Annotated in this window: 27 protein-coding genes; 18 read left to right on the top strand and 9 right to left on the bottom strand. The window is 74.2% G+C overall.

Going from position 1 to position 25,026, the window contains the following annotated elements; genetic code table 11:
• Positions 1 to 28 precede the first annotated feature (28 nt).
• The 7 genes from ribH to AB0469_RS24225 all read left to right on the top strand — a co-directional run bounded on the left by ribH (position 29) and on the right by AB0469_RS24225 (position 5,750).
• Positions 29 to 514 carry a 6,7-dimethyl-8-ribityllumazine synthase gene (ribH, locus tag AB0469_RS24255; protein WP_366453537.1) on the top strand — a complete coding sequence of 162 codons (486 nt, stop codon included), beginning with the start codon at positions 29 to 31 and terminating at the stop codon, positions 512 to 514.
• A gap of 58 nt (positions 515 to 572) precedes the next feature.
• Positions 573 to 854 carry a phosphoribosyl-ATP diphosphatase gene (locus tag AB0469_RS24250; protein WP_042817366.1) on the top strand — a complete coding sequence of 94 codons (282 nt, stop codon included), beginning with the start codon at positions 573 to 575 and terminating at the stop codon, positions 852 to 854.
• A 66-nt stretch (positions 855 to 920) separates the two neighbouring features.
• Entirely contained in the window at positions 921 to 1,769 is an 849-nt protein-coding gene (hisG, locus tag AB0469_RS24245) for an ATP phosphoribosyltransferase (protein ID WP_042817357.1), read from the top strand.
• 79 nt (positions 1,770 to 1,848) lie between these two features.
• Positions 1,849 to 2,313: a PH domain-containing protein gene (locus AB0469_RS24240; protein ID WP_366453536.1), complete on the top strand. Its 465-nt coding sequence runs from the start codon at positions 1,849 to 1,851 to the stop codon at positions 2,311 to 2,313.
• Between the two features lie 198 nt (positions 2,314 to 2,511).
• The gene (locus AB0469_RS24235; RefSeq protein ID WP_366453535.1) at positions 2,512 to 3,912 is read left to right on the top strand and encodes a hemolysin family protein; all 1,401 of its coding nucleotides are present in this window, start codon (positions 2,512 to 2,514) and stop codon (positions 3,910 to 3,912) included.
• The gene (locus AB0469_RS24230; protein WP_366453534.1) at positions 3,909 to 4,973 is read left to right on the top strand and encodes a hemolysin family protein; all 1,065 of its coding nucleotides are present in this window, start codon (positions 3,909 to 3,911) and stop codon (positions 4,971 to 4,973) included. The genes AB0469_RS24235 and AB0469_RS24230 overlap by 4 nt, the downstream gene beginning before the upstream one ends.
• A 204-nt stretch (positions 4,974 to 5,177) precedes the next feature.
• Complete coding sequence (locus tag AB0469_RS24225) at positions 5,178 to 5,750, top strand: helix-turn-helix transcriptional regulator (protein ID WP_366453533.1); 573 nt, start codon at positions 5,178 to 5,180, stop codon at positions 5,748 to 5,750.
• A gap of 13 nt (positions 5,751 to 5,763) precedes the next feature.
• Here the strand turns inward: AB0469_RS24225 and AB0469_RS24220 are convergent, their stop codons facing one another.
• Together AB0469_RS24220 and AB0469_RS24215 are read right to left on the bottom strand one after the other, a co-directional pair.
• A complete protein-coding gene (locus tag AB0469_RS24220) occupies positions 5,764 to 7,728 on the bottom strand; it encodes an AAA family ATPase (RefSeq protein ID WP_366453532.1) in 1,965 nt (654 codons plus the stop codon).
• 375 nt (positions 7,729 to 8,103) lie between these two features.
• On the bottom strand, positions 8,104 to 8,721 hold the full coding sequence (locus tag AB0469_RS24215; RefSeq protein WP_366453649.1) for a hypothetical protein: 618 nt from the start codon (positions 8,719 to 8,721) through the stop codon (positions 8,104 to 8,106).
• 142 nt (positions 8,722 to 8,863) lie between these two features.
• On the opposite strand from AB0469_RS24215, the gene AB0469_RS24210 reads away from it, so the two are divergent.
• From AB0469_RS24210 to AB0469_RS24200, 3 genes are all read left to right on the top strand, one after another.
• Positions 8,864 to 10,282: a peptidase C39 family protein gene (locus AB0469_RS24210; protein ID WP_366453531.1), complete on the top strand. Its 1,419-nt coding sequence runs from the start codon at positions 8,864 to 8,866 to the stop codon at positions 10,280 to 10,282.
• Positions 10,283 to 10,379: 97 nt separating this feature from the next.
• Positions 10,380 to 10,817 carry an SPW repeat protein gene (locus AB0469_RS24205; protein ID WP_366453530.1) on the top strand — a complete coding sequence of 146 codons (438 nt, stop codon included), beginning with the start codon at positions 10,380 to 10,382 and terminating at the stop codon, positions 10,815 to 10,817.
• A gap of 120 nt (positions 10,818 to 10,937) precedes the next feature.
• Positions 10,938 to 11,087 carry an SCO1431 family membrane protein gene (locus AB0469_RS24200; protein ID WP_366453529.1) on the top strand — a complete coding sequence of 50 codons (150 nt, stop codon included), beginning with the start codon at positions 10,938 to 10,940 and terminating at the stop codon, positions 11,085 to 11,087.
• 120 nt (positions 11,088 to 11,207) lie between these two features.
• On the opposite strand, the gene AB0469_RS24195 is transcribed toward AB0469_RS24200, so the two are convergent.
• Positions 11,208 to 11,576: a DUF6114 domain-containing protein gene (locus AB0469_RS24195; protein ID WP_366453528.1), complete on the bottom strand. Its 369-nt coding sequence runs from the start codon at positions 11,574 to 11,576 to the stop codon at positions 11,208 to 11,210.
• A gap of 79 nt (positions 11,577 to 11,655) precedes the next feature.
• Positions 11,656 to 11,943, bottom strand: a complete 288-nt coding sequence (locus tag AB0469_RS24190) for a DUF6230 family protein (protein ID WP_366453648.1) — start codon at positions 11,941 to 11,943, stop codon at positions 11,656 to 11,658.
• A gap of 155 nt (positions 11,944 to 12,098) precedes the next feature.
• Here AB0469_RS24190 and AB0469_RS24185 point away from each other — a divergent pair, with 155 nt between their 5' ends.
• Positions 12,099 to 12,791, top strand: a complete 693-nt coding sequence (locus AB0469_RS24185) for a TetR/AcrR family transcriptional regulator (RefSeq protein ID WP_366453527.1) — start codon at positions 12,099 to 12,101, stop codon at positions 12,789 to 12,791.
• Positions 12,792 to 12,947: 156 nt separating this feature from the next.
• Positions 12,948 to 14,120 (top strand): acyl-CoA dehydrogenase family protein, encoded by a 1,173-nt coding sequence (locus AB0469_RS24180; RefSeq protein ID WP_366453526.1) that lies wholly within the window; start codon positions 12,948 to 12,950, stop codon positions 14,118 to 14,120.
• Between the two features lie 352 nt (positions 14,121 to 14,472).
• On the opposite strand, the gene AB0469_RS24175 is transcribed toward AB0469_RS24180, so the two are convergent.
• Positions 14,473 to 14,766, bottom strand: coding sequence for a hypothetical protein (locus AB0469_RS24175; protein WP_366453525.1), 294 nt, complete (start codon positions 14,764 to 14,766; stop codon positions 14,473 to 14,475).
• 251 nt (positions 14,767 to 15,017) lie between these two features.
• Here AB0469_RS24175 and AB0469_RS24170 point away from each other — a divergent pair, with 251 nt between their 5' ends.
• The gene (locus AB0469_RS24170; protein ID WP_366453524.1) at positions 15,018 to 16,151 is read left to right on the top strand and encodes a hypothetical protein; all 1,134 of its coding nucleotides are present in this window, start codon (positions 15,018 to 15,020) and stop codon (positions 16,149 to 16,151) included.
• 28 nt (positions 16,152 to 16,179) lie between these two features.
• Complete coding sequence (locus AB0469_RS24165; protein ID WP_366453523.1) at positions 16,180 to 17,268, top strand: phosphotransferase family protein; 1,089 nt, start codon at positions 16,180 to 16,182, stop codon at positions 17,266 to 17,268.
• Between the two features lie 6 nt (positions 17,269 to 17,274).
• Here the strand turns inward: AB0469_RS24165 and AB0469_RS24160 are convergent, their stop codons facing one another.
• A complete protein-coding gene (locus AB0469_RS24160) occupies positions 17,275 to 17,724 on the bottom strand; it encodes a hypothetical protein (RefSeq protein WP_366453522.1) in 450 nt (149 codons plus the stop codon).
• A 217-nt stretch (positions 17,725 to 17,941) separates the two neighbouring features.
• On the opposite strand from AB0469_RS24160, the gene AB0469_RS24155 reads away from it, so the two are divergent.
• The 4 genes from AB0469_RS24155 (at position 17,942) to fxsA (ending at position 21,851) form a co-directional block, all read left to right on the top strand.
• On the top strand, positions 17,942 to 18,382 hold the full coding sequence (locus AB0469_RS24155; RefSeq protein ID WP_030011705.1) for an Lrp/AsnC family transcriptional regulator: 441 nt from the start codon (positions 17,942 to 17,944) through the stop codon (positions 18,380 to 18,382).
• 70 nt (positions 18,383 to 18,452) lie between these two features.
• Positions 18,453 to 20,063, top strand: a complete 1,611-nt coding sequence (locus tag AB0469_RS24150) for an amidohydrolase (RefSeq protein ID WP_366453521.1) — start codon at positions 18,453 to 18,455, stop codon at positions 20,061 to 20,063.
• A 326-nt stretch (positions 20,064 to 20,389) separates the two neighbouring features.
• Positions 20,390 to 21,160 carry a polyprenol monophosphomannose synthase gene (locus AB0469_RS24145; RefSeq protein ID WP_366453520.1) on the top strand — a complete coding sequence of 257 codons (771 nt, stop codon included), beginning with the start codon at positions 20,390 to 20,392 and terminating at the stop codon, positions 21,158 to 21,160.
• 94 nt (positions 21,161 to 21,254) lie between these two features.
• Positions 21,255 to 21,851 carry an FxsA family membrane protein gene (fxsA, locus tag AB0469_RS24140; RefSeq protein WP_366453519.1) on the top strand — a complete coding sequence of 199 codons (597 nt, stop codon included), beginning with the start codon at positions 21,255 to 21,257 and terminating at the stop codon, positions 21,849 to 21,851.
• 188 nt (positions 21,852 to 22,039) lie between these two features.
• Here the strand turns inward: fxsA and AB0469_RS24135 are convergent, their stop codons facing one another.
• The 3 genes from AB0469_RS24135 to AB0469_RS24125 all read right to left on the bottom strand — a co-directional run bounded on the left by AB0469_RS24135 (position 22,040) and on the right by AB0469_RS24125 (position 24,936).
• The gene (locus AB0469_RS24135; RefSeq protein WP_007262928.1) at positions 22,040 to 22,414 is read right to left on the bottom strand and encodes an RNA polymerase-binding protein RbpA; all 375 of its coding nucleotides are present in this window, start codon (positions 22,412 to 22,414) and stop codon (positions 22,040 to 22,042) included.
• Positions 22,415 to 22,715: 301 nt separating this feature from the next.
• The gene (locus AB0469_RS24130) at positions 22,716 to 24,098 is read right to left on the bottom strand and encodes an MFS transporter (protein ID WP_366453518.1); all 1,383 of its coding nucleotides are present in this window, start codon (positions 24,096 to 24,098) and stop codon (positions 22,716 to 22,718) included.
• A gap of 67 nt (positions 24,099 to 24,165) precedes the next feature.
• Positions 24,166 to 24,936, bottom strand: coding sequence for a glycerophosphodiester phosphodiesterase family protein (locus AB0469_RS24125; RefSeq protein WP_366453517.1), 771 nt, complete (start codon positions 24,934 to 24,936; stop codon positions 24,166 to 24,168).
• Between the last annotated feature and the right edge of the window lie 90 nt (positions 24,937 to 25,026).

The raw sequence follows: 25,026 nt of genomic DNA, 5'->3' as shown, positions 1-25,026 counted from the left end.
CCCACCGGCCCCCCTGAGGAGCAGAGCTGTGAGCGGCAAGGGCGCACCCGTACTGAGCGTGAAGAACTGCGGCGACCTCCGGGTGGCCGTGATCGCGGCCCAGTGGCACGAGAAGGTCATGGACGGCCTGGTGGACGGCGCCCTGCGGGCCCTGCACGAGCTGGGCATCGACGAGCCCACCCTGCTGCGCGTCCCGGGCAGCTTCGAGCTCCCGGTCGTCGCCAAGGTCCTCGCCGGCCGCGGCTACGACGCCGTCGTCGCCCTCGGCGTGGTCATCCGCGGCGGCACCCCGCACTTCGACTACGTCTGCCAGGGCGTCACCCAGGGCCTGGTCCAGGTGTCGATCGACACTGGGGTCCCCGTCGGCTTCGGCGTCCTGACCTGCGACAACGACGAGCAGGCGCTGGACCGTGCCGGCCTGGAGGGCTCGAACGAGGACAAGGGGCACGAAGCGGTCACCGCCGCCGTCTCCACCGCCATGACCCTGCGGACCGTCAGCGAGCCCTGGCGGTAGTCCACGGAGTGAACCCCGGCACCGGGGGGCCCGGGTGAACCCGTACCCTAAGGGCATCATGGCGAACACACCCGTTAAGACCTTCGAAGAGCTCTTCGCCGAGCTCCAGCTCAAGGCCGCCGACGGCGACCCCAGCACCTCCCGCACCGCCGAGCTCGTCGGCAAGGGCGTCCATGCCATCGGCAAGAAGATCGTCGAGGAGGCCGCCGAGGTCTGGATGGCCGCCGAGTACGAGGGCAAGGACGCCGCCGCCGAGGAGATCTCCCAGCTGCTCTACCACGTCCAGGTGATGATGGTCGCGCGCGGGATCTCCCTCGACGACGTCTACGCCCACCTCTAGGCCGGAGCTCTCCACCCCGGGCCCCCCGCCCCCACCCCTTACGCACCTACGCACGAAGGAAGCCCCATGCTGCGCATCGCCGTCCCCAACAAGGGTTCGCTCTCCGGACCGGCGTCGGAGATGCTCCATGAGGCCGGCTACCGCCAGCGCAAGGAGTCCAAGGAACTCGTCACGGTCGACCCCGACAACGAGGTCGAGTTCTTCTACCTCCGCCCGAAGGACATCGCGATCTACGTCGCGTCGGGCAAGCTCGACATCGGCATCACCGGCCGCGACCTGCTGCTGGACTCCGGGGCCAACGCCGAGGAGATCCTGCCGCTGAACTTCGGCCGCTCCACCTTCCGCTACGCCACCAAGCCCGGCACCGCGAAGGGCCCCGAGGACTTCGGCGGGATGACGATCGCCACCTCCTACGAGGGCATCGTCGCCAAGCACCTCGCCGACCTCGGCGTCGACGCCTCCGTCGTCCACCTGGACGGCGCCGTCGAGACCGCCATCGAGCTCGGCGTCGCACAGGTCATCGCCGACGTCGTCGAGACCGGCACGAGCCTGCGCAATGCCGGCCTGGAAGTCATCGGCGAGCCCATCCTCAAGTCCGAGGCGACCGTCATCCGCCGCACCGGCGCCGGCGACGACGACCCGAAGGTCGGGCAGTTCCTGCGCCGCCTCCAGGGCGTCCTCGTGGCCCGCAGCTACGTGATGATGGACTACGACTGCCGCGCCGAGCACCTGGAGCGCGCGGTCGCCCTCACCCCGGGCCTGGAGTCGCCGACCATCTCGCCCCTCCACAACGAGGGCTGGGTCGCGGTCCGCGCCATGGTCCCCGCCAAGGAGGCCCAGCGGATCATGGACGACCTGTACGAGCTCGGCGCGCGCGCGATCCTCACCACCTCGATCCACGCCTGCCGCCTCTAGGCCGTTCGGCCCGGCCCGGTCACCCGGCCGGGCCGCCCGCCGCCTCCCGTACGCCATCCCCAGAAGGCTTCACCGCACCATGAGCGAGTCCGCCGCCCAGCCCGTCCTGCCCGAACTCCCGGTCACCTTCCGGCCGAACCGTACCCGGGCGGTGCTGCTGAGCGTCGGCCTCGTCATGTTCGCCACCATCACGGCGATCGCGCTGCTCCTGGAGAACCTCGGCCCCGGGGAGCGGGTCAGCTTCATCGTCACCGCCGTCCTGATGGGCTCCGTCCTCGTCCTGCTCAGCCGCCCCAAGGTGGTCGCCGACGAGGCCGGGGTCACCGTGGTCAACCTCACCACCACCCGCCGCCTGGAGTGGGCGCAGATCCTGCGCGTCAACCTCCGCCCCGGCGACCCGTGGCTGTTCCTCGACCTGAACGACGGCACCAGCCTGCCCGCCCTGGGCATCCAGCCCGGCATCGCCAAGGCACGCGCCATCAGAGACGCCCGCGCCCTGCGCGCCCTCGCCGAGACCCGGGGGACCGGCACCGTCGGCGACTGACGGCGGGACCCCGTCGCTGCGTCCCATTGCGGCGGCGATCTCAATGACTACCCTGGTGGGGCGGCGCACCACTGCGCCCACCCACCCGCCCCGGGACCCCGTGGCCCGTGGGCACCTGCGACCAGAGGAGTGACTCCCTCCAGCAATGGACGGATCGTCCGGTAGTACCCGCGCCGCCCTCCCCGTGGAGGCGGCGGCATGACCATCCCGCTACTCCTGCTCGTGGCGGCATTCGCCCTGATCCTCGCCAACGGTTTCTTCGTGGCGGCCGAGTTCGGCCTCGTCACGGTCGAGAAGCCCGAGGCCGAACGGGCCGCAGCCGACGGTGACCGCCGTGCCCGCACGGTGGTCGAAGCCCTGCGGGAGCTGTCCTTCCAGCTCTCCGGCACCCAGCTCGGCATCACCATCACCTCCCTCGTCGTCGGCATGCTCGCCGAGCCGGCCCTCGCCGCGCTGCTGTCGGGGCCCCTCGCCGCGACCGGCCTGCCCGCGGGAGCCGTCCCCGGCGCCGCCGTCCTCATCGGCATGCTGCTCGCCTCCGCCGTCCAGATGGTCGTCGGCGAGCTCGTCCCGAAGAACTGGGCGGTCTCCAAGCCGCTCCAGGTGGCGAGGTTCGTGGCCGGCCCCCAGCAGGCCTTCTCCCGGGCCCTGCGGCCCGTCATCGCCGGCCTCAACTCCGTCGCGAACCGCCTCGTGCGGGCGCTCGGCGTCGAGCCCGCCGAGGAGATGGCCTCCGCCCGCACTCCCGGCGAACTGGTCTCCCTGGTCCGCCATTCGGCCCAGGCCGGCGCCCTCGAACAGGACACCGCCGACCTCTTCGTACGGACCCTCTCGCTGGGCGAGCTCACCGCCCAGCACGTCATGACCCCCCGCGTGAAGGTCAGCGCCCTCCAGGACTCGGCCACCGCGGCCGACGTCCTGAACCTGACCCGCGCCACCGGGCTGTCCCGCTTCCCGGTCTACCGCGAGCGCATCGACGAGATCACCGGCGTCGTCCACCTCAAGGACGCCCTCGCCGTGCGCGAGTCCGAGCGCGCCCGCACGACCGTCGGCCGGATCTGCGTCGCCCCGCTGCTGGTGCCCGGCTCCCTGCCGGTGCAGCCGCTGCTGGAGCGCCTGCGCAGCGAACAGCCGATGGCCGTGGTGGTCGACGAGTACGGCGGCACCGCCGGCGTGGTGACCCTGGAGGACATCGTGGAGGAACTCGTCGGCGAGGTCCGCGACGAGCACGACCTCGCCGAGGACGACAGCCCCGAGCTGGCCGCGGTCCCCGCCGAGGACGGCCGTCCCTCCTGGGAGGCCGACGGCAGCTGCCGCGTGCACACCCTGCGCCGCATAGGCCTGGAGGTGCCCGAGGGCCCGTACGAGACCGTCGCCGGCCTCGTCGCCGACCTCCTGGGCCGGATCCCCGCCCCCGGGGACCGGGCCGAGCTGCCCGGCTGGAAGCTGTCCGTGCGTCAGGTCCGGCGCAACCGCGCAGAGCGGGTCCGGCTGGTCCGCCTGACGGCCGCGGCGCACACCGCCGCCGAGGCCGTCCCGCAGCCCGCCCGCACCGCCGGGCGGCAGCGCAGCGAGCAGCTGGAAGGCGCCGCCCGATGAACGCCCTCCAACTGGTCTTCGCCCTGCTCCTGGTCCTGGCCAACGGCTTCTTCGTCGGCGCCGAGTTCGCGCTCGTCTCCGTCCGCCGCAGCCAGATCGAACCCCTGGCCGCCGGCTCCAAGCGGGCCCGGCAGGCGCTGTACGGCCTGGAGAACCTGCCGCGCATGATGGCCGCCGCCCAGTTCGGCATCACCCTGTGCTCGCTCACCCTCGGCGCGGTCGCCGAGCCCACCGTGGCCCGGCTGCTGGAGCCCGTCTTCGAGGCCGTCCACGTCCCCCGGGGACTGGTCCACCCGCTGGGCTACGCCGTTGCGCTGGCCGCCGTGGTCTTCCTGCACCTGGTCATCGGCGAGATGGTCCCCAAGAACCTCGCCATGGCCGCCCCCGAGAAGACCGCCCTGTGGTTCAGCCCCGGCCTGGTGGCCTTCGCCCGCGTCTGCGGGCCGGTCACCACCGCCCTGGGCGCCTGCGCCGCGCTCGTCCTGCGGCTCTTCAAGGTGGAGCCCAAGGACGAGGTCGAGGCCGTCTACACCAGTGCGCAGCTCGGCCGGCTCGTCGAGGACTCCCGGCAGGCCGGGCTCCTCGAACCGGTCGAGCAGGAGCGCCTGGAGGACGCCCTGGAGCTGGGCAGCCGCCCGGTCACCGACGTCCTGCTGGCCCCGGGCCGGCTCGTCACCGTCGGCCCGGCCGTCACGCCCCGCCAGATCGAGCAGCTGACCGTGCGCACCGGCTACTCGCGCTTCCCGGTCCGCTCCGACAGCGGGGCCTTCATGGGCTACCTCCACGTCAAGGACGTCCTGGACCTGGAGGACCGGGAGCGGGCCGTGCCCCAGCGGGTCTGGCGCCGGATGACCACCCTGTGCTCGACCCTCCCGCTCGACGACGCCCTCAGCGTGATGCGGCGGGACGCCACCCATCTGGCCCAGGTCGCCGACCCGGCCGGACGGGTGCTGGGCCTGGTCGCCCTGGAGGACGTCCTGGAGATGCTGGTCGGCGAGGTCCGCGACCCCGCCCACCGCGTCCCGGCCCGCCGCCACCGGGAATCCGCCCTGACCGCCTGACCGCCTGACCCCCGTTGCCGGGGGGGCTCCGCCCCCGGACCCCCCGCGCCCCGAACGCCGGCGGGCTGGAATCGCCCACAGGGCGATTCCAGCCCGCCCGGCGCAGGAGACGGCTCCGCGCCGCGGCCCGCTCACCCGAAGCCGGCACCCGAAGCCGGCACCCGAAGCCGGCACCCGGCAGACGGCACCCGGCAGAATGGACCCGTGGACCCGGACACGGAACAGGTCATCGACGCCATCGGCCCCCGCCTCCGCACCCTCCGCCGGGACCGCGGCCTCACCCTGGAGGCCCTGGCCTCCGCCACCGGTATCTCGGTGAGCACCCTCTCCCGCCTGGAGTCCGGCAAGCGCCGCCCCGCCCTGGAGCTGCTCCTCCCGCTCGCCCGGGCGCACCGCGTCGCGCTCGACCAGCTGGTCGGCGCCCCGGCGACCGGCGACCCCCGGGTCCACCTGGAACCCGTCGGCAAGCACGGCACCGTCATCGTCCCGCTGACCCGCTACCCGGGCCGGATCCAGGTCTTCAAACAGGTCCTGACCCCGCGCGAGCCCAGGCTGGTGACCCACGAGGGCTACGAGTGGTGCTACGTCCTCGCGGGGCGGCTGCGCCTGCTCCTCGGGGACGAGGAGCACGTCCTGAGCCCCGGCGAGGTGGCCGAGTTCGACACCGCCCGGCCCCACTGGTTCGGCCCGGCCGACGGGGACGCCGTGGAGATCCTGCACCTGTTCGGCCCCCGGGGGGACCAGGCCGTCGTCCGCGCGGGCCCGCACGTCCCCTGACGGCCCGGCCGGGCTACAGCGGCGGCGACTCCGGCCGTTCCTGGGGCCCCCGCCCCGACAGGACCTCCCCGTACGCCTGCATCAGGTCCGCCAGCCGCAGCGTCGCCAGGTCCTCGCGCGAGGGCTCGCCGGCGAAGCCCGCCAGCCGCAGGTCGCGGTAGGCGCAGCTCTTCTCGTACAGGGTGCGCAGGAAGCGGCCGTTGCCGAGCTCGTCGATCCAGCCCTGCTCCACCACGTGCCCGCTGATGCTGCGGAGCTCCTCCAGGGCCTCCTCGTCCCAGCAGTCCCCGTTCGCGTCCGCCAGCACCCCGCCGATGGCGGTCAGCTCGGCCGGCCGGTAGCTCGGGAAGTCCACCCGGCTGGTGAACCGCGAGGACAGCCCGGGGTTGGCGGCCAGCAGCCGGTCCATCCCGGCCGGATAGCCCGCCAGGATCACCACCAGGTGGTCCCGGTTGTCCTCGGCACGCTTGAGCAGTACCTGGAGGGCCTCGTCCCCGTACGCGTCGCCCTTGCTGTAGCCGGAGTTGGACAGGCTGTACGCCTCGTCCACGAACAGCACCCCGCCGATCGCCGAGTCGATCAGGTCGTTCGCCTTGACCGCGGTCTGGCCGAGGAACTCCCCGACGAGGTCGGCCCGTTGCGCCTCCACCAGGTGGTCGCCGCCGAGCAGCCCCAGCGCGTAGAACACCCGCCCGAGGATCCGGGCCACGGTGGTCTTGCCCGTCCCCGACGGTCCCGAGAAGACGAAGTGCCGCTTCGGCGGCTGTACCGGGAGTCCCTGCGCCGCCCGCAGCCGGGCCATGTGCAGCTGCGCCGAGAGGGCCTTCACCTGCCGCTTCACCGGCTCCAGGCCCACCATCCGCTCCAGCTCGGCGAGGGCCTCGGCCAGGGCCCGCGGATCGGCCGGCCCGGCGGGCAGTCCGGCGGGCGCGCCCTGCGCGGGGAGGGTCGCCTTGTGCCGTACGCCCTCCAGCCGGCCCGTCCCGGCCGGCGGCCCGAAGCGCGGGTCCGGCGGCTCCCCGGGCGTCGGCGGGTCGGCGTCCACCTGCCCGTCCGGGGCCACGTCCTGGACGGGCCCGCCGCCCAGCGAGGCCACGGCCGCGTAGTCCCCGCCGACCGGGGAGAGCCCGTGCCCGGCGAAGCCCTCGGACAGGTGGCCGCCGTACCCGGCGTACCCGGCGGCGTCCGCCATCCCGGCCATGTCGTCGGGGTCGGTGCTGTCCTCGATGGCCGTCAGCCGCGCCGCCGTGTCCATGAAGGCCGGGTCCACCCGGTGCACGGCCCGGTACAGGGGCAGTGCCGCCGCGCTGCGCCCGGTGCCCTCGCGGGCCCGCGCCAGCCAGTACCGCAGCTCCTTGCGCTGGGGCTGCTCGCTGCGGCAGCGCATCAGCGCCGCCGAGAGCATCGGCTCCGCCTGTCCGTACATCTCCAGCCGGACCCGGGCCATCCCGCCGAAGAGCCCCGCCTCGATGCCCAGCAGCGGATCGTGCACCAGCGGCTCGGTGTGCCGTACGAGCTGCTCCCAGTCCTTGACCAGGTAGGCCCGGCAGGCGTGCAGGAAGCGCACCTGCGGATCGGTGTCCACCGGGGGCAGCGCCGCCAGGGCCTGGTCGAGCTCGGGGACGTGGCGGCCGTCCAGCCAGTGCGAGGCGTGGGCCAGCAGCAGGTCCCGCCGGCTCTCCAGCACCGGTTGCACCCACCAGCCCAGCCAGTACCAGGAGTTCAGGGTCCGCCGGTGCCGGGTGCGCTGCTCGCCGAAGCGGTCACGGTGGGCGTACATGCGCAGTAAGGCGTTGGTGGTGTCCGCGCGCAGCGCGTGCAGTCCCAGCCAGGCGTCGGCCATCGACGGGTCCAGGCCGACGGCCGTGCGGAATTCCTCCTCGGCCTGCGGGTAGGCGCCCATGGTGCAGGCGTCGACCCCGCGCAGCCAGGCGAGTTCGGCCGGGGCGTGTGCGCCGCCCGGCATGCCGAAGTCCATCACGTCCCCCACAAGCCTGCCCGTGGCACGCGGCAACCCCCGCGCCGAGCGCGCGAGTTGTCCACCCGGCCGATGAATCAGGGCTGCATCGTACCTGCGGTGACGCACCTTACCCAGGGTGCGGTGGACACGGGTCGGAAGTCTGCCCCGCAGTCGAACGGTGACTCAGGGTGAGGGATGGTGGGCGGAGCGGCTCGCCCCGCACCCCGCCGCGACCGGCTCCGGGCAGAACGAAGCCCCCGATCACGGGGGAACAACCGGGGGCTTCGCGTCCGCGGCGGCCTTCGCAGACCGCGCATTCAGAACGTAAGGCCGCATCCGGGCCCGGGTCAAGCGGGTCGGGACAGCCCTCCGGGGTCTGTCGAGCGGGGCGGCTCAGGCCTGGGGGAGTCCGTCACGGTCGGTGAGCGCGGAGAGCGCTCCAGGCGTCGCAGAAATCCCGGAAGTCCACTCGTATCCCGTACTGCTCTGGTGCACCAAGGTGTCCGCGAAGGGGCGCGAAGGGTCGCGGGAGAAGTGCGCGAGCTCGGCGCGCTCCCATCCGTCCCAGAAACCGGAGAGTTCGCGCCCGTCCCTCCTGCGCCCCCGGTCCCATGAGGTCTCGCGGGGGGTCTCCATCCACAGCAGCCGCGCCAGATGCGGGCGCAGCGCCCGCCGCCCGGCCCCGACCCCCTCGACGAGCAGCACCGGCGCGGGCTCCAGCACCCGCTCGGGGCCGAAGCGGCGCCCGGCCCAGTCGTACGGGGTCCAGTGCGCGGGCCGCCCGGCGGCCAGCGGCTCCACCACCTGGGCCCGCAGCCGCCCCCACCAGTCGAACAGCTCGGTGTGGGTGGCCACGTCGTCCAGGTGGAGCACCGGCGCGCCGCCCAGGGCGGCGGCCAGCCGGTCCGCGAAGGTGCTCTTCCCCGACCCCGCGTGCCCGTCGACCCCGACCAGCCGGACGGGGCCCAGGGAGGGCGGCAGGGCGGCGAGCTCCCGCGCGAGCGACTCCAGTGACTGCTGTGCTTCCACCCGGCCAGCGTATGTCCCCCGGGCGCCCCGGCCGCGACACGGCCCCGCGCTTCGCCGCACCGCCACCGGGAACTGGAAGGGTGGACCAGTCGATCCACCGCACCGACCCCTGGGGGCCACGCCGATGACCGCACCCACGCCACGCCGGGCCCTGCTGGCCGTCGTCCTCGCCGCGGCCACCGCGGCCTCCCTGCCCGCGGGCCGGGCCTCCGCAGCCGGCGCGGACGGGCCCGGCCCGGAGGCCCCCGGGCCGGAGCCGGACCGCGCCTCCGGCTCCGCCGCGGGCGCCGCCGCCGCGGGGGCCGCGACGGTGGACAACCGGTTCTGGTACGCGCACGCCCACTGGCGGGCCGGCACGCACCGCGGCACCACCGCCGTCGACGGCGCCCGCCCGGGCCTGGAGATCGCGGCCCCGGCCGGCCGCACCGAGTACACCGACCCGCACACCGGCCGGAAGTCGGCCTGGGAGTACGCCACCTGGACCTCCCCGGTGCACCGCTGCGCCGTCCCCGCCACCGAGGCCATCGCCTCGTGGAACGCCCGCACCCCGGCCGGCACCTGGATCCAGACCGAGCTGCGCGTCACCTACCCGGACGGGACGGTGGGCCCCTGGTACGTGATGGGCCGCTGGGCGGCCGGGGACGGCGACATCCGCCGCACCTCGGTCGACGGCCAGACCGACGGCCGGACCACCGTCTGGACCGACACCCTGGCCGTCGACGCCCCGGCCGCGGCGGCGGGACTGCGGATCACGCACTGGCAGCTGCGGCTGACCCTCCACCGCGAGCCCGGCTCCGGCCGGGGCCCCACGGTGTGGCTGGCCGGGGCGATGGCCTCCGACGTCCCGGACCGCTTCACCGTCCCGGCCTCCGCCCCCTCCGGCAGGGCCCACGAGCTGACGGTCCCGCGCTACTCGCAGGAGGTGCACACCGGCCAGTACCCGGAGTACGACAACGGCGGCGAGGCCTGGTGCAGCCCCACCTCCTCCCAGATGGTCATCGAGTACTGGGGCCGCAGGCCCAGTGCCGCCTCCCTGGCCTGGGTCGCCCCCGGGTACGCCGACCCCCAGGTCTGCCACGCGGCCCGCTCCACCTACGACGCCGCCTACAAGGGCTGCGGCAACTGGCCCTTCAACGCCGCCTACGCCGCCACCTACCCCGACCTGGCCGGCGTCGTGACCCGGCTCGGCTCCCTCGCCGACCTGGAGACCCTGGTCGCGGCCGGCATCCCGGCCATCACCTCCCAGTCCTTCCGCCGGGAGGAACTCACCGGCGCGGGCTACGGCACCGCGGGCCACCTGATGACCGTGATCGGCTTCACCGCCGCCGGGGACGTCGTCGCCAACGACCCGAACTCGGCGGACAACGCCTCCGTCCGCCGCGTCTACAAGCGCCGGGAATGGGAGAACGTCTGGCTGCGCACCAAACGCCGCAACGCCGACGGCAAGACCGTCTCCGGCAGCGGCGGGGTCTGCTACCTGTACGCCCCGTCCCGGCCGACGCAGGCGCAGATCGCCGCGCTGCGCCGGGTCGGGGTCCTGTGAGGGGAAATCCCTTCGAACATCCGCCCACACGAAGGGCTTAACCGGTTGAATATGGGCATAAAGCGCATATAAGGCTTCTCACAGGAGGCGGCGCACCATGACGACCCATTCGAGCATCGAACACCACCCGGACCTTGCCGAGATGCGCACTCGGTTCGAGCGGGTGACGAGCACCCCGGCCGCGCAGGCCGTGGAGGCGCTGGCCCTGATCACGGGCCTCTACCTGGCCGCTTCGGCGTGGATCGCGGGGTTCAGCGCGCTGAGCCCGCTGGCCATCAACAACCTCATCGCGGGGGCGGCCTACTGCCTGTGCATGGGCGGTATGGGGTCGGCCTACGAGCGCACGCACGCGATGGCCTGGACCGCGGTCGCGATCGGGGCCTGGACCATCGTGGCCCCCTGGGTGATGGCCGGAGCGATGGACACCACCCGCAGCGTCGTCAGCAACGTGATCACCGGCGCGGTCGCCCTGTGCCTCGGCCTCGCGATGGTCTCCCTCGGCGGGCGCCCGCGCGCGACCCACACGACCACCTGACCGCCACGCGCCCCTGCCGGGCCCCGGCACCGCCTCCCCTCCCGGAGGCCGCCGGGGCCCGGTGGCGTGTGACCCTCGCCATATACCGCGAATGCCGCGAACGCTGGCACATTGGACGGCATGACCGCACACACCGCCGCCCTCACCGCCCGCGCCCGCCGCCTCGTCGGCACCGGAGGCCCGCAGGAATCCGCCTGGCTGGAGCACGTCCTCGGCTGGACGCTCGTGGTCGTCGTGGCCATGCTCGTCACCCGTCTCGGCTGGCTCTAGCCCCTCCGCGGCCCGGCCGGCGTCAGGACGCCACCCGCCGCAGCCCGTCGGTGACGATCACCTCGGCGGTGACCAGGGCCTGCTCCGCGCCGACCCGGGTCATGGAGGCGAACGGCGGGATCACCGGCGGAGCCGGCAGTCCGTCCGGGCTGAACGCCAGGCACGGCAGCCCCTCGATGCACCCGCCGAACGCGTCAGGTACGGCGCGACGTCCCCGCGCAGCTCCGGGGAGCGGGCGGCCAGCCCGCGATGCCCGGCAGGGGCGCCGACGAGGAACCCGCCCAGGTCGGTCACCACGAAGGACAGCACCGACAGCAGCAGGGCGTGGACCGGGACGTAGGCCCGGGCCTGCGGCCGGTACCGGAGGAACAGCCCCGCGACGATCGGCGCGGTCCCGATCCCGAGGGCCGCGATCCCGCCCGGCCCCAGGCCGACCGGCACGATCGGCGGGGAGAGCGGGACCGGCAGCAGCCCGGCCCCGCTCGGCACCGGCAGCAGCCCGCCCCAGAAGGGGCGCCCCCGCCGCGGGGCCGCCCTCCGGGCGACGGCGGGACTTCGGCGACAGGCCTCAGGGGGAACAGGTGTCCCCGTCGATGCCGACCCCGAGCCGCAGGCCCTTGAGCCCGAAGTCGCCGCCGGTCGCCGACCGGGCGTGCGACCGCACCCCGCGGACCTCGATGCTCCCGGCCTGGAGGCCGAACCTCCCCGGCTCGCCCCGCGCCCCGTCCGCCTGGTCGAGGGTGGAGGCGTCCCGGCCGATCCGGGCGGTGCCGAAGGTGGCGTCCCCGACCAGGTCCTCGCCGTCGATGACCAGGTTGCCGGCGGTCACCTCCCCGGTCGGGCCGCCCGCGGTCAGCTGGCCGCCACCGCCGGCAGCGCGCCGGCCGCCGATCTCCTCCGGTCCGCCCGGCCTTCGGCGGGCTTCCTGCCGTCCTTGCCCATGCGGTCCCTCCCGTACACTGCGGGAATTCCTGTGGCAGACAGTTCGAGGCTTCGAGGCTAGGGCCGGATTTGAATAATAGTCAACAGCGCGGCAGGACCGGCCGATCGCAGGTCCGAAGAGCCGAACTGATAGCGATCGGGCGGAAGTTGTTCGCCGACACCTCGTACGACGCCCTCTCCATGGACGACATCGCCCAGCACGCGGGCGTCGCCAAGGGGCTCGTCTACTACTACTTCAAGAGCAAACGCGGCTACTACCTCGCCATCGTCGAGGACTCCGTCGCCCAGCTCGTCGCCCGCGCCACCGGCGAGCCCGAACTCCCGGGCGCCGAGCGGCTGCGCCGCACCGTCGACGGCTACCTCCAGTACGCCCAGAACCACCACGCCGCCTACCGGACCATCGTCACCGGCGGCGTCGGCTCCGACGCCGAGGTCCTCGCGATACGCGACGCCGTCCGCGAGGAGCTCCTGGCCGCGATCGCCGAGGGCGCCTACGGTCGCCGCGCCCTCCCGCCGCTGGCGCGGCTCGCCCTCGTCGGCTGGCTCTCCGGGGTGGAGGGCGCCACCCTCGACTGGATCGGCTCCGACGCCGGGGAAGGGCGGCCCGACCGGGCCGCGCTCGCCGGACTCCTCGTCCGCCAGCTGCGCGCGACGCTCACCGTGATCGAGGAGCTCGTCCCCGAATGTCCCGCTCCTCCGGTCGCTCCCGAGGAGGCTTCGAGTGCCCCGGATGATCATGGGGATCCTGTACCGGTGACGTAAAGCGCCTGATCGGGCATACTCAAGCCGCCGCAGCCGCTGTTCGAGCCCTTCCGTGACCCGGGAGGGCAGCATCGGCTGTGAGAGCACCGAGATCCGGCGGCGCGTACCACACCTCACGCGTCGCCGCCGTGCCCGACGAGGGAGGAGAGCGCCGCCATGACCGACCGCGCCCCGCAGCCGGTGGACCGTCAGCTGCCCACCGAGGAGTCCCGGGACCTCCTCGCGCTCGTACGCGAGATCGCCCAGCGGGAGGTCCGCCCCAAGGCCGCCGAGGAGGAGGACGCCGGGCGCTTCCCCCGCGAGGTCTTCACCCTGCTCTCCGAGTCCGGGCTGCTGGGCCTGCCGTACGCCGGCGAGTTCGGCGGCGGCGACCAGCCGTACGAGGTCTACCTCCAGGTCCTGGAGGAGCTCGCGGCCGCCCGCCTGACCGTCGGCCTCGGCGTCAGCGTCCACTCCCTGGCCTGCCACGGCCTGGCCGGCTACGGCACCAAGGAGCAGCGCGCCGCCCACCTGCCCGACATGCTCGGCGGCGGGCTCCTGGGCGCCTACTGCCTCTCCGAGCCGGCCTCCGGCTCGGACGCCGCCTCGCTCACCACCAAGGCCGTCCGCGACGGCGACGACTGGGTGATCACGGGCACCAAGGCCTGGATCACCCACGGCGGCGTCGCCGACTTCTACACCGTCCTCGCCCGTACCGGCGCCCCCGGCGCCAAGGGCATCACGGCCTTCCTCGTGCCCGGGGACGCGGAGGGCCTGACGGCCGCCGTCCCCGAGAAGAAGATGGGCATGAAGGGCTCGCCCACCGCCCAGCTGCACTTCGACGGCGTGCGCGTCCCCGACGCCCGCCGGATCGGCGAGGAGGGGCAGGGCTTCACCATCGCGCTGGCCGCCCTCGACGCGGGCCGGCTCGGGATCGCCGCCTGCGCCATCGGCGTCGCCCAGGCCGCCCTCGACGAGGCCGTCTCCTACGCGCTCGGCCGCAGGCAGTTCGGGCACCCGATCGCCGACTTCCAGGGGCTGCGCTTCATGCTGGCCGACATGGCCACCAAGATCGAGGCGGGCCGGGCGCTCTACCTCGCGGCCGCACGGCTGCGCGACGCCGGCAAGCCGTTCTCCCGGCAGGCGGCGATGGCCAAGCTGTTCTGCACCGACGCGGCGATGGCCGTCACCACGGACGCCGTGCAGATCCTCGGCGGCTACGGTTACACCGCGGACTTCCCGGTGGAGCGGCTGATGCGCGAGGCCAAGGTGCTCCAGATCGTGGAGGGCACGAACCAGATCCAGCGCATGGTCATCGCCCGCCACCTGGCCGGCCCCGAGACCCGCTGACGACGAGGGCCCCGCACCGGCGGGGCCCCGCCGGCAGGTCACCCGGGGCCCTCGGCCACCGAGCCGTACTCGCCCGGACGCGTCCCCGCAGCCCCGCCGGGCGGGGCCCCGACACAGTGGCCCCCGACAGGGAGGTCCGCAGCGGCGGGGGCCGGCGTGCCGCCCCGGCCGGGGCGGGGCCGCCTCCCGTCGCCGTCCGGCGGGGCGGGCGGCCGGTCCGCCGCTGCTCGGCGGCCTGCCGCTCCCGTGTCTGCCGGGGGCGGCCCCGGTCTCGCCGCGCCCCGGTCTGGCCGCGCCCCGGACGTTCCGTGACGCGATCGGCCACCGCGGCCCAAGGCCCGGCGCCCGCCCTTCAGCCGCCGAAGAGCGGTCCGGACGGCCAGATCGGGGAGGAGGCGATCCGGGACCAGTCCGGGTCGCGCCGGCCCGGCAGGGTCCGGCCGTCGGCGGCCCAGCGGGCGAGCAGGGCGGTGTAGATCGGAGGGTCGGGATGGCCCCGGTACCCGGCCGGGCCCGGCCGGGCCGGTTCGTACGCGGCCTGCCGAACCGCCTGCCCGACCGGGCGGTGAACCGATTCTTCGGGGCCCTGCGGAGCGGGGCGCCGCCTGCGCCCCGCCCGTGGCGAGGGCGTCTCGAGGGTGGTCATGCACGGCCAACGCGGGACCCGGCGCACCGGTAACCCCCCACCGCCCGCGCCCATCCGTTCGAGCCCTCCCACGCGCGCGGCCGCCGCGGCCGCGCGCCCCCCGGCGCGGGGCCGCGGAGCCGACCCGGTCCGTGGCCAGGAGTGCCGGGCTGTCAGGGTGTGCCACAACCCTGGTCGCGAGCGCGATATCTGACGTACCGTCATATCCGCTCGCCCGGCACCGCGCCGGAACCGCGCCCAGGAGGTTCGCCATGCCCGCCGACCGTCCCGTGCCCCTCGACGAGTACCCCGTCCACCAGGCCCCGTTGTCGATGAAGCACCTGGTCACGGGCGACCGCAACGCCTACGACCGCTGCATCTTCCACGTCTTCGACCACGCCGGCCGCGCCGTCCTCATCCTCGGCCTCGGCGTCTACCCCAACGCCGGGGTCATCGACGCCTACGCCACCCTGCGCCTCGGCGGCGAGCTCCTCGCCGTCCGTGCCTCCGACGCCCTCACCGACGACCGCATGAACCTGTCGGTCGGCCCCCTGTCGATCACCGTCGACGTCCCGCTCCAACGGCTCACCCTGCGCTGCGACCCCGACCCCGAGGACCCCCGGGGGCTCTCCTACGACGTCACCTGGACCGCGGAGTTCCCCGCCGTCTGGGAGCCCCACCACGTCCAGCGGCGCGGCGACCGCCTCATGCTGGAGGGCCGGCGGTTCGTCCAGGCCGGCGGCGTCACCGGCACCGTACGGGCCCGCGGCGAGGAGTTCGTCCTGACCCCGGGGGAGTGGACCGGCACCCGCGACCGCAGCTGGGGGGTGCGCCCGATACCGGGCGAGGACGGCGGCCGGGCCGCCGAGGAACACCGGCCCGAGGGCTTCCACTGGCTCTGGATCCCCGTCCGCTTCGAGGACCGCTTCCTCATGGTCGTCGCCCAGGAGGACGCCGACGGCCACCGCACCCTGAACGAGGCCGTCCAGGTCTTCCCCGAGGGCAGCGGCCGCCACGACGTCCAGCTCGGCTGGCCCCACACCGAGATCCGCTACCGCTCCGGCACCCGGCACCCCGAGCGGGCCGTCGTCCACCTCACCGACCCCTCCCGCAAACCCCTCGAACTCGGGGTGGAGGTCCTGGCCTCCTCCCCGCTCGCCGTGGGGGCCGGCTACCCGCCCGCCGCCGACTGGCAGCACGGCAGCTGGCAGGGCCGCGGCTGGACCGACCGCCGCGTCTACGACCTCTCCGATCCCGCCGCCCACCCCATGGCCGCCTTCGGGGTCACCGACCACGCGGCCCGCTTCACCCTGGACGGCCGGACCGGCTTCGGGATCTTCGAGCACGGCAGCTTCGGCCGCCACGACCCCAGCGGCTTCGCCGACTACACCTCGGTAGCCCCCTGACCAGCCCCGATCCGGAGAGGAGCTCCCCATGACGGCACCACGCCCCCGCACCTCCACCCGAGAGCCCGAGGAACTCGGCCGCCGCCTCACGGCCTGGCTCGACCGCCGGCTGCCCGGCGCGAAGGTCACCGGCACCTCCGTCCCCGGCTCCAACGGCATGTCCAGCGAGACCCTGCTCTTCGACGTCGAGCACCCCGACGCCCCCGTCCGGTCCTGTGCGCTGCGCCTCGCCGCCGACCCGGCCGCGTACACCGTCTTCCCCGCCTACGACATGCCCCGCCAGCACCGCGTGATGGGCCTGGTCGCCGAGCACACCGACCTCCCCGTCCCGCGCGTGCTCTGGCTGGAGGAGGACCCCGCCCCGCTGGGCTCGCCCTTCTTCGTGATGGCCCGCGCCGAGGGCCGCGTACCGCCCGACGTCATGCCCTACACCTACGAGGGGAACTGGCTGCACTCCGCGACCGACGCGGAGCGCGCCGAGCTCCAGGAGGCCAGCATCTCCCTCCTCGCCCGCCTGCACGACCAGTTCCCGGTCGAGGAGGCCCGGTTCCTGCTCCCGGCGGGCGAGGGCAGCCCGCTGCGCCGGCACGTCGACGGGCAGCGCGCCTACTACGCGTGGGTCGTGGACGGCCTGGCCCGCTCGCCCCTCCTGGAACGCGCCTTCGACCGGCTGGAGGAGCTCTGGCCGGCCGACGAGGGCGCCCCCGTCCTCAACTGGGGCGACGCCCGCATCGGCAACGTCGTCTACGACGGCTTCCGGCCGGCCGCGGTCCTCGACTGGGAGATGGCGGCCTGCGCCCCGCGCGAGGTCGACCTCGGCTGGACCGTCTACCTGCACCGCTTCTTCCAGGACCTGACCGTGGGCTTCGGCCAGCCCGGACTGCCGGACTTCCTGCGCCGCGAGGACCTGGAGCGCCGGTACGCCGAGCTCACCGGCCACACCCCGCGGGACATGGAGTTCCACACCCTCTACGCCGCCCTGCGGCACGGCATCGTGATGCTGCGCATCGCCTACCGGCAGGCGTACTTCGGGGAGGTCGAGGTCCCCGCGGATCCGGACGGCCTGATCCTGCACCACGCCGCCCTGGCGGCCATGGTGCAGGGAACCTACTGGTAGCCGAGGTCAGGCGGCCTGCGCGTGCTCGCGCTTCTGCGGCAGCGGGGCCGCGGCCAGGCGTACGGGACGCGAGCCCGGACCGCCGACGTGCGAGAAGGGCTGCGTCCGCCAGTCGAGGCCCTGCGGCAGCGTCAGGTGCACGACGGCCTCCAGCTCCGGCTGCTCCGACTGGAGCAGGCCCACCGTCGGCAGCGCGTCCGCGACCGGGCGGCCCGTACCCGCGCACACCGTGAGCCCGAACGGGTTCCACGGGGTCAGGCACAGGGCGTGCTCCGGGAGGTGCTCCTCGTCCGCGACGAGGGCGATCGACTGCCCGCAGTCGGGGCAGACCGCGTGGTGGATCTCGAACCCCTCGGCGTCGGCGGGTTCGAGGTAGTCGTCGTCCTCCGCGTACGCGGCGGCGAGCGGTTCCAGGGGCTCCGGTTCGGTGCGACCGGCGCGCTTGGTGTTCAGCATGGATGTACTCCCCCTTGGATGGGCCGGGCGGGCAGGTTCTTCGGCCACGGCCACACCAAGCACTTCCCGCCAGGCGGCACGAGTAACCACGAGAGCGGGATGTACGCCCGTACATGTCTGTGGCTTTCGTCACATGCCCGCCGCAGGTGCCACTTCTGCGTGGACACCGCTGTGCCTGGAGCGGTCCTGGGCCTTAGGTTGAGCGGCTATGAGCGCAATGGAGGAGCTGGACCGCCAGATCGTGGATCTGCTCGTGCGGGACGGGCGGATGAGCTACACGGACCTGGGCAAGGCCACGGGCCTGTCCACGTCGGCGGTCCACCAGCGAGTACGCAGGCTGGAGCAGCGCGGCGTCATCCGCGGGTACGCGGCCGTGGTCGACCCCGAGGCCGTCGGGCTCCCCCTCACGGCCTTCATCTCGGTCAAGCCGTTCGACCCGAGCGCGCCGGACGACATCGCGGACCGGCTGGCGGGCGTCCCGGAGATCGAGGCCTGCCACAGCGTCGCGGGCGACGAGAACTACATCCTCAAGGTCCGGGTGGCCACCCCGCTGGAGCTGGAGGACCTGCTGGGCCGCCTCCGGGCCCTGGCCCACGTCTCCACCCGCACCACGGTGGTCCTCAGCACCCCCTACGAGGCCCGTCCACCACGCGTCTAGCCGTCCGGGGGCCCGGAACCACCCCCACCCGGGGCGAACCGCACCCCCCGCAGGGGCGAGACTGGTGACCATGACTGACGGCACCGCCACCCCCACCCGCACCGTCCTCCTGCGCGGAGGCGAGGTGCACAGCCCCGCCGACCCCTTCGCCACGGCGATGGTCGTCGAGCGCGGCCACATCGCCTGGGTCGGCTCCGAGGGCGCCGCCGACGCCTTCGCGCAGGGCGTGGACGAGGTCGTCGACCTCGATGGGGCGCTCGTCACCCCCGCGTTCACCGACGCCCACGTCCACGCCACCTCCACCGGCCTCGTCCTCACGGGCCTCGACCTCACCACCGCCCGCTCCCTCGCCGAGGCCCTCGACCTCGTCCGCGCGTACGCCGCGCGCCGCCCCGCCGACCGGGTGCTCCTCGGCCACGGCTGGGACGCCGCCCGCTGGCCCGAGCGCCGCGCCCCGCGCCGCTCCGAGCTCGACGAGGCAGCCGGGGGCCGTCCGCTCTACCTGAGCCGCATCGACGTCCACTCCGCGGTCGTCACCACGGCCCTCCTCGACCTGGTCCCGCAGGTCCACCCGCACGGCGACGGCGAGCCCCTCACCAAGGACGACCACCACGCCGTCCGACGCGCCGCGCTCGCCGCCCTCACCCCCGCCCAGCGCGCCGAAGCCCAGCGGGCCGCCCTCGACCGTGCCGCCTCCCTCGGCATCGGCTCGGTGCACGAGTGCGGCGGCCCCGACATCTCCTCCCCCGAGGACTTCACGGGCCTGCTGGCCCTGGCCGCCGAACGCCCCGGCCCCCGCGTCCACGGCTACTGGGCCGACCTCGACCTCGACCTGGCCCGCGAGCTCGGCGCGGTCGGGGCCGCCGGCGACCTCTTCGTGGACGGCGCCCTCGGCTCGCACACCGCCTGCCTGCACGCCCCGTACGCCGACGCCGCGCACACCGGCACCGGCTACCTGGACGCCGCCGCGGTCGCCGAGCACGTGGCCGCCTGCACCGAGGCGGGCCTCCAGGCCGGGTTCCACGCCATCGGCGACGCCGCCGTCACCGCCGTGGTCGAGGGCGTCCGCGCCGCCGCCGAGAAGGTGGGACCGGCCCGGATCCGGGCCGCCCGCCACCGCGTCGAGCACGCCGAGATGATGACCCCGCAGACCATCGCGGCCTTCGCGGAGCTTGGCCTGACCGCCTCGGTGCAGCCGGCCTTCGACGCCGCCTGGGGCGGCGAGGACGGCATGTACGCGGACCGGCTCGGCGCCGAGCGCGCCCGCACCCTCAACCCGTACGCGGCCATGCTCAAGGCCGGTGTCCCGCTGGCCTTCGGCTCCGACGCGCCGGTGACCCCGCTCGACCCCTGGGGCACCGTCCGGGCCGCCGCCTTCCACCGCACCCCCGAGCACCGGATCTCCGTACGGGCGGCCTTCGCCGCCCACACCCGGGGCGGCTGGCGGGCGCTGGGCCGCGACGACGCGGGCATCCTGGTGCCCGGAGCGCCCGCCGACTACGCGGTCTGGCAGACCGGCGAGCTGGTGGTCCAGGCCCCCGACGACCGGGTCGCCCGCTGGTCCACCGACCCGCGCTCCGGCACCCCCGGCCTGCCCGACCTCAGCCCGGGCCGGGACCTGCCGGTGTGCCTGCGGACGGTCGTGGGCGGCCGGGAGGTATTCGTACGGCCACAGGGGTGATCCACCCGGCATCGGCTCGGTACCGGCGGTCCCGCCCGGATAGGTTCGCCCGGGTCCACCGGCAGGACGCCGGACCGGACGGAGCCGTCCGCCCAGCGCACCCGCGCCTCGGGGGCGGGGGAAGGTTTCACCGGGGCGGCGGTGGCACCGGCCCGGGCCCGGCGGTCCAGTAGACAACGGTCACGGCGGCCCGCAGCCAGCGGGCCCCGGTCCGGCCCGAAGGGCCGCCGGGCCCCGAGCGCTGTTCTAAAATCGTCCTGCCGTGACGGGCTGACGAGAACGGGCCGCACGGGCCCGACTCGACGCACGACACACAAGGGGAACCGGTGAGCAACGGCGGACAGCGGACCTTCGGGCCGCTCGGCACCACGCTGGTGATCATTCCGACCTACAACGAGGCGGAGAACATCGGCCGGATCGTGGGCCGGGTCCGCGCGGCGGTCCCCGGGGCGCACGTCCTGGTCGCGGACGACAACAGCCCCGACGGCACCGGCAAGCTCGCCGACGAGCTGGCGGCCGAGGACGACCACGTCCACGTCATGCACCGCAAGGGCAAGGAGGGCCTCGGCGCCGCCTACCTGGCGGGCTTCGCCTGGGGCCTGGAGCACGGCTACGGGGTCCTGGTGGAGATGGACGCCGACGGCTCCCACCAGCCGGAGGAGCTGCCGCGGCTGCTCACCGCGCTGGCCGGCGCGGACCTCGTCCTGGGCTCCCGGTGGGTGCCGGGCGGCCGGGTCGTCAACTGGCCCAAGAGCCGCGAGTTCCTCTCGCGCGGCGGCTCCACCTACTCCCGGCTGATGCTGGACGTCCCGATCCGGGACGTCACCGGCGGCTACCGCGCCTTCCGCCGCGAGACCCTGGAGGGGCTCGGCCTGGACGAGGTCGCCTCGGCCGGCTACTGCTTCCAGGTCGACCTGGCCCGCCGGGCCGTCCGCAAGGGCTTCCGCGTGGTCGAGGTGCCCATCACCTTCGTGGAGCGCGAGCTCGGCGACAGCAAGATGAGCAAGGACATCGTGATCGAGGCCCTGTGGCGGGTCACCCAGTGGGGCCTGCGGGAGCGCGCCGGGAAGCTCACCGGGGGCGGCTCGCGACGGTAGCCGGGGGAGCGGGCGGCCTCCCGGGCACCCCTAGGGGGTGCCCGGTACCTCCGGCTGAGGCCGCTTTTACCCCGGGCCGGGCACACTGGGTGGTATGACGACCGGCACCACCACGACGGCCCCCCGGCGGCGCTCGCCCGCCCGTACGTTCCTCCCGCTGGCGGTAGCCGCCTGGCTGATCCTGGAGATCTGGCTGCTCAGCCTGGTCGCGGGCGCGGCCGGCGGGTTCACCGTGGCCGCGCTGCTCGCGGGCGGGCTGGTGCTGGGCGTGGTGGTCATCAAGCGCGCCGGGCGGCGGGCCTTCCGGAACCTGACGCGGACCTTCCAGCAGGCGCAGGAGCAGGCGATGGCCGGCGGGGCGCCGACGGCCCCGCAGCCCGCGAAGGGCTCCGGCAACGCCCTGACCATGCTGGCCGGGCTGCTGCTGATCCTGCCCGGGCTCCTCTCCGACGTGGCCGGCCTGCTCCTGCTGCTGCCCCCGGTCCGCGCCTTCGTGTCCCGGCGGGCCGGGCGGACGCTGGAGCGGAGGATGGCGTCCGGCGCTCCGGGCGGCTTCGGCGACGCCTATACGCAGGCCCGGATCCACTTCCCCGACGGCAAGGTGGTCCAGGGCGAGGTGATCCGCGAGGACGGATCCCCGGCGGGAGGGCCCGGCCCGGACACCGGCCACCGCCCGCCGCTGACGCGGTAGCCCGGACGCCGCAGGCCGGGCGCCGAGCACCCGGCCGGCCACGGGCCGCGCCGTACGCGCACGGGGCGGCCCGAGACGGGGTGTGCCGAGACGCGCAGCGCGAGACGGAGCCAGGCGGGACGAGGCAAGCCGAGGGGCCCCGCCACTGATGTGGCGGGGCCCCTCGGCTTGTGCTCAGCGCCCGCGGATCAGGCGGACTTGCGGCTGTCCCGCGGATGCACGGCGATGTTCATGGCGCCGGAACGCAGGACGGCCAGCCGTTCGGCCAGCACCTCCTCCAGCTCCTCGCGAGTGCGTCGCTCCATGAGCATGTCCCAGTGCGTTCGCGCAGGCTTGCCCTTCTTCTCTTCGGGCCCGTCCCCGTCCACCAGGAGTGCCATGGCGCCGCACGCCTTGCACTCCCACTCCGGCGGAATCTCTGCCTCAACCGAGAACGGCATCTCAAATCGATGTCCGTTCTGGCATGCGTACTCCACCGCCTGGCGCGGGGCCAGATCGATGCCGCGGTCCGTCTCGTAGCTGGTAACCACGAGCCGCGTACCGCGGAGAGCTCGCTCACTCATGAATCGTGCCTCCCGGGCTTGTCGCCCACAGGACAGGTGTCGCTGTCGTCGTCATCCGGTCAACGTCCGGTCGGCGGTATAGATTCCCGCTCCGGGTCATGCGTCGCCCGTCGTGCCGCCCCTTGTTGTACCCACCAGTGCCCGTTTTGTCACATCTGGCAGCAGATGTCACCCAACGTCTCTACTTCATGAACGCGCAGTAACGGTCCGCCTGGCAGGCCAAAGGCGTACACTACCGGCCGATCGCCATAACGTCGAAATTCGTTCGGAACTCGTTCACGAGTCCGGTCCGGATCCCGTCTCAGACGCGCACCGGAACAGGATTGCCCGCCGCCTCCACCGCGCGTCGCACCGGCACTCGCGCGAGCAGTGCGAAACCCAGTGCGAAGAAGACCACCAGCGAGATGATCGCGTCCCGGTAGCTGCCCGTGACCTGGTAGGTGAGCCCGAAGACCAGCGGCCCCACCCAGCTCAGGCCGCGGTCGCTCATCTCGTAGGCGGAGAAGTACTCCGCCTCCTTGCCCGCCGGCACCAGGTGCGAGAACAGCGAGCGCGACAGCGCCTGGCTCCCGCCCAGCACCAGCCCGATCATCGCGGCGAGTGCGAAGAACCACACCGGGGTCCTGGCCGGGAGGAAGTACCCGGCCCCCAGCGTCAGGCCCCACGCGGCCAGCGAGCCCAGGATCGTGCGCTTCGCCCCGTAGGCGACCGCCAGCCGCCCCATCGCCAGCGCCCCGACCACCGCCAGGACCTGGACCAGCAGCACGGCCACGATCAGCGTGGACTGCTCCAGCTCCAGTTCTTCCGAGCCGTACACCGAGGCCTGCGAGATCACGGTCTGGACGCCGTCGTTGTAGACCAGGTACGCCAGCAGGAACGAGAGGGTCAGCGGATAGCGCCGCATGTCCTTCAGCGTGGCCACCAGCTGCCGCCAGCCGCTGACGGCCGGCGCCGCACCCGCCTCCCGGACCACCGCCCGGTCGCGCAGCCGGCGCAGCGGGACGATCGCGAAGGCCCCCCACCACAGGCCGGCCGAGGCCAGGCAGATCCGCACCGCCACGCCCTCGGAGAGACCGAAGGAGTCGTGGCCCTGGAAGAGCACCAGGTTCAGCACGAGCACGAACGCGCCCGAGGTGTAGCCGAAGGCCCAGCCCCGCGAGGAGACGGTGTCCCGCTCGTCCGGGGTCGAGATCTGCGGCAGGAAGGCGTTGTAGAGCACCATCGAGACCGCCAGCGAGGCGTTCGCGACGACCAGCAGGAACCCGCCGAGCAGGTAGCGGTCCCCGTCCAGGAAGAACATCCCGGCCGTCGCCGCGGCCCCGGTGTACGCGGCCGCCGCCAGCAGCGGCTTCTTGCGGCCGGTCCGGTCCGCCGCCGCGCCGGCCAGCGGCATGATCACCACGGCCAGGATCACCGACAGCGACACCGTGTACGCGAAGAACGACCCGGCCCGCACCGGTATGCCCAGCGGGTGGACGTAGCCGTCGGAGTCGGCCGCCGCCTTGGCCACCGCCGTCAGGTACGGCCCGAGGAACACCGTGAGGACGCTCGTCGAGTAGACCGAGCACGCGAAGTCGTAGAAGTACCAGCCGTGCTGTTCGCGCCGGCGCGCGGCGGCCGCGTCCGCGGCGGCTCTGCCGTCCTCCGCGCCGGGTTCCGCTTCCTTGTCCGTACGCTCGGTCATGAGCGCCCCCTTGCCTCTCCCCGCAGGACGCCGGCCGCCGGACCGGGCGCGGCGGCCCTCCGGCCCGTCAGGCCCAGGCTCCGCGCCGGTCCAGCACCGTGCGCAAGATGTCGATCCGGTCGGTCATGATGCCATCGACACCCAGGTCGAGAAGAGCCTCCATGCGTTCCGGTTCGTTCACGGTCCACACGTGCACCTGGAGTCCCCGCGCGTGCGCGGTCCGTACGAAGCGCCGGTCGACCACCCGGATGCCCGCCTGGGTCTCCGGCACCTGGGCCGCCACCGCGCCCACCCGCAGCGCGGCCGGGATGGCCCACGAGCGCAGCCGCAGCCCGACCACGCCCCGGACCCCGTACGAGGTGGCCAGCCGGGGGCCGGCGATCTTCTGGGCCCGGGCCACCCGGCTCTCCGAGAAGGAGCCCACGCACACCCGGTCCCAGACCCCGGCCCGTGCGACGAGGTTCACCAGCGGGTGCAGGGCCGACTCGTCCTTGACGTCCACGTTCCACCGGGCGTCCGGGAACTCCTCCAGCAGCTCCTCGAAGAGCGGCAGCGGCTCGCTGCCCGCCACCCGCGCCTCGCGCACCCGGCTCCACGGCAGCTCCCGGATCCGGCCCGTCGCGTCGGTGACCCGGTCCAGGGTGGCGTCGTGGAAGGCCACCAGCTTGCCGTCGGCCGTCGCGTGCACATCGGTCTCGAAGTACCGGTAGCCCGCTCCAGCCGCCCGGCGGAAGGCGGCGGCGGTGTTCTCCAGCCCGTCCGCGGCCCCGCCCCGGTGGGCGAAGGGGATCGGGGCCGGGTGGTCCAGGTAGGGGTGGCGAAGGCGTACGTGAGTCACGGGCGCAGTATGCCCGCTGTGCCCCCCGGGACGGGAGCGGCCGGATGGACGGACGGTGAACGCGACCGCCCGTCGGCCGGGCCGGGCGGA

It is taken from the genome of Streptomyces sp. NPDC093801, from assembly GCF_040701585.1.
Classification (GTDB): domain Bacteria; phylum Actinomycetota; class Actinomycetes; order Streptomycetales; family Streptomycetaceae; genus Streptomyces.
Note: the sequence above shows the minus strand (reverse complement) of the source record. Positions and strands in the feature narration are given on the sequence as shown.

What these genes read in the sequence shown, in the direction of transcription:
- AB0469_RS24250 (WP_042817366.1), top strand. Translation starts at nt 573, where the DNA reads ATGGCGAACACACCCGTTAAGACCTTCGAAGAGCTCTTCGCCGAGCTC.
- hisG (WP_042817357.1), top strand. Translation starts at nt 921, where the DNA reads ATGCTGCGCATCGCCGTCCCCAACAAGGGTTCGCTCTCCGGACCGGCG.
- AB0469_RS24240 (WP_366453536.1), top strand. Translation starts at nt 1,849, where the DNA reads ATGAGCGAGTCCGCCGCCCAGCCCGTCCTGCCCGAACTCCCGGTCACC.
- AB0469_RS24235 (WP_366453535.1), top strand. Translation starts at nt 2,512, where the DNA reads ATGACCATCCCGCTACTCCTGCTCGTGGCGGCATTCGCCCTGATCCTC.
- AB0469_RS24230 (WP_366453534.1), top strand. Translation starts at nt 3,909, where the DNA reads ATGAACGCCCTCCAACTGGTCTTCGCCCTGCTCCTGGTCCTGGCCAAC.
- AB0469_RS24220 (WP_366453532.1), bottom strand. Translation starts at nt 7,728, where the DNA reads ATGGACTTCGGCATGCCGGGCGGCGCACACGCCCCGGCCGAACTCGCC.
- AB0469_RS24210 (WP_366453531.1), top strand. Translation starts at nt 8,864, where the DNA reads ATGACCGCACCCACGCCACGCCGGGCCCTGCTGGCCGTCGTCCTCGCC.
- AB0469_RS24205 (WP_366453530.1), top strand. Translation starts at nt 10,380, where the DNA reads ATGACGACCCATTCGAGCATCGAACACCACCCGGACCTTGCCGAGATG.
- AB0469_RS24200 (WP_366453529.1), top strand. Translation starts at nt 10,938, where the DNA reads ATGACCGCACACACCGCCGCCCTCACCGCCCGCGCCCGCCGCCTCGTC.
- AB0469_RS24180 (WP_366453526.1), top strand. Translation starts at nt 12,948, where the DNA reads ATGACCGACCGCGCCCCGCAGCCGGTGGACCGTCAGCTGCCCACCGAG.
- AB0469_RS24175 (WP_366453525.1), bottom strand. Translation starts at nt 14,766, where the DNA reads ATGACCACCCTCGAGACGCCCTCGCCACGGGCGGGGCGCAGGCGGCGC.
- AB0469_RS24170 (WP_366453524.1), top strand. Translation starts at nt 15,018, where the DNA reads ATGCCCGCCGACCGTCCCGTGCCCCTCGACGAGTACCCCGTCCACCAG.
- AB0469_RS24165 (WP_366453523.1), top strand. Translation starts at nt 16,180, where the DNA reads ATGACGGCACCACGCCCCCGCACCTCCACCCGAGAGCCCGAGGAACTC.
- AB0469_RS24160 (WP_366453522.1), bottom strand. Translation starts at nt 17,724, where the DNA reads ATGCTGAACACCAAGCGCGCCGGTCGCACCGAACCGGAGCCCCTGGAA.
- AB0469_RS24155 (WP_030011705.1), top strand. Translation starts at nt 17,942, where the DNA reads ATGGAGGAGCTGGACCGCCAGATCGTGGATCTGCTCGTGCGGGACGGG.
- AB0469_RS24150 (WP_366453521.1), top strand. Translation starts at nt 18,453, where the DNA reads ATGACTGACGGCACCGCCACCCCCACCCGCACCGTCCTCCTGCGCGGA.
- fxsA (WP_366453519.1), top strand. Translation starts at nt 21,255, where the DNA reads ATGACGACCGGCACCACCACGACGGCCCCCCGGCGGCGCTCGCCCGCC.
- AB0469_RS24135 (WP_007262928.1), bottom strand. Translation starts at nt 22,414, where the DNA reads ATGAGTGAGCGAGCTCTCCGCGGTACGCGGCTCGTGGTTACCAGCTAC.
- AB0469_RS24130 (WP_366453518.1), bottom strand. Translation starts at nt 24,098, where the DNA reads ATGACCGAGCGTACGGACAAGGAAGCGGAACCCGGCGCGGAGGACGGC.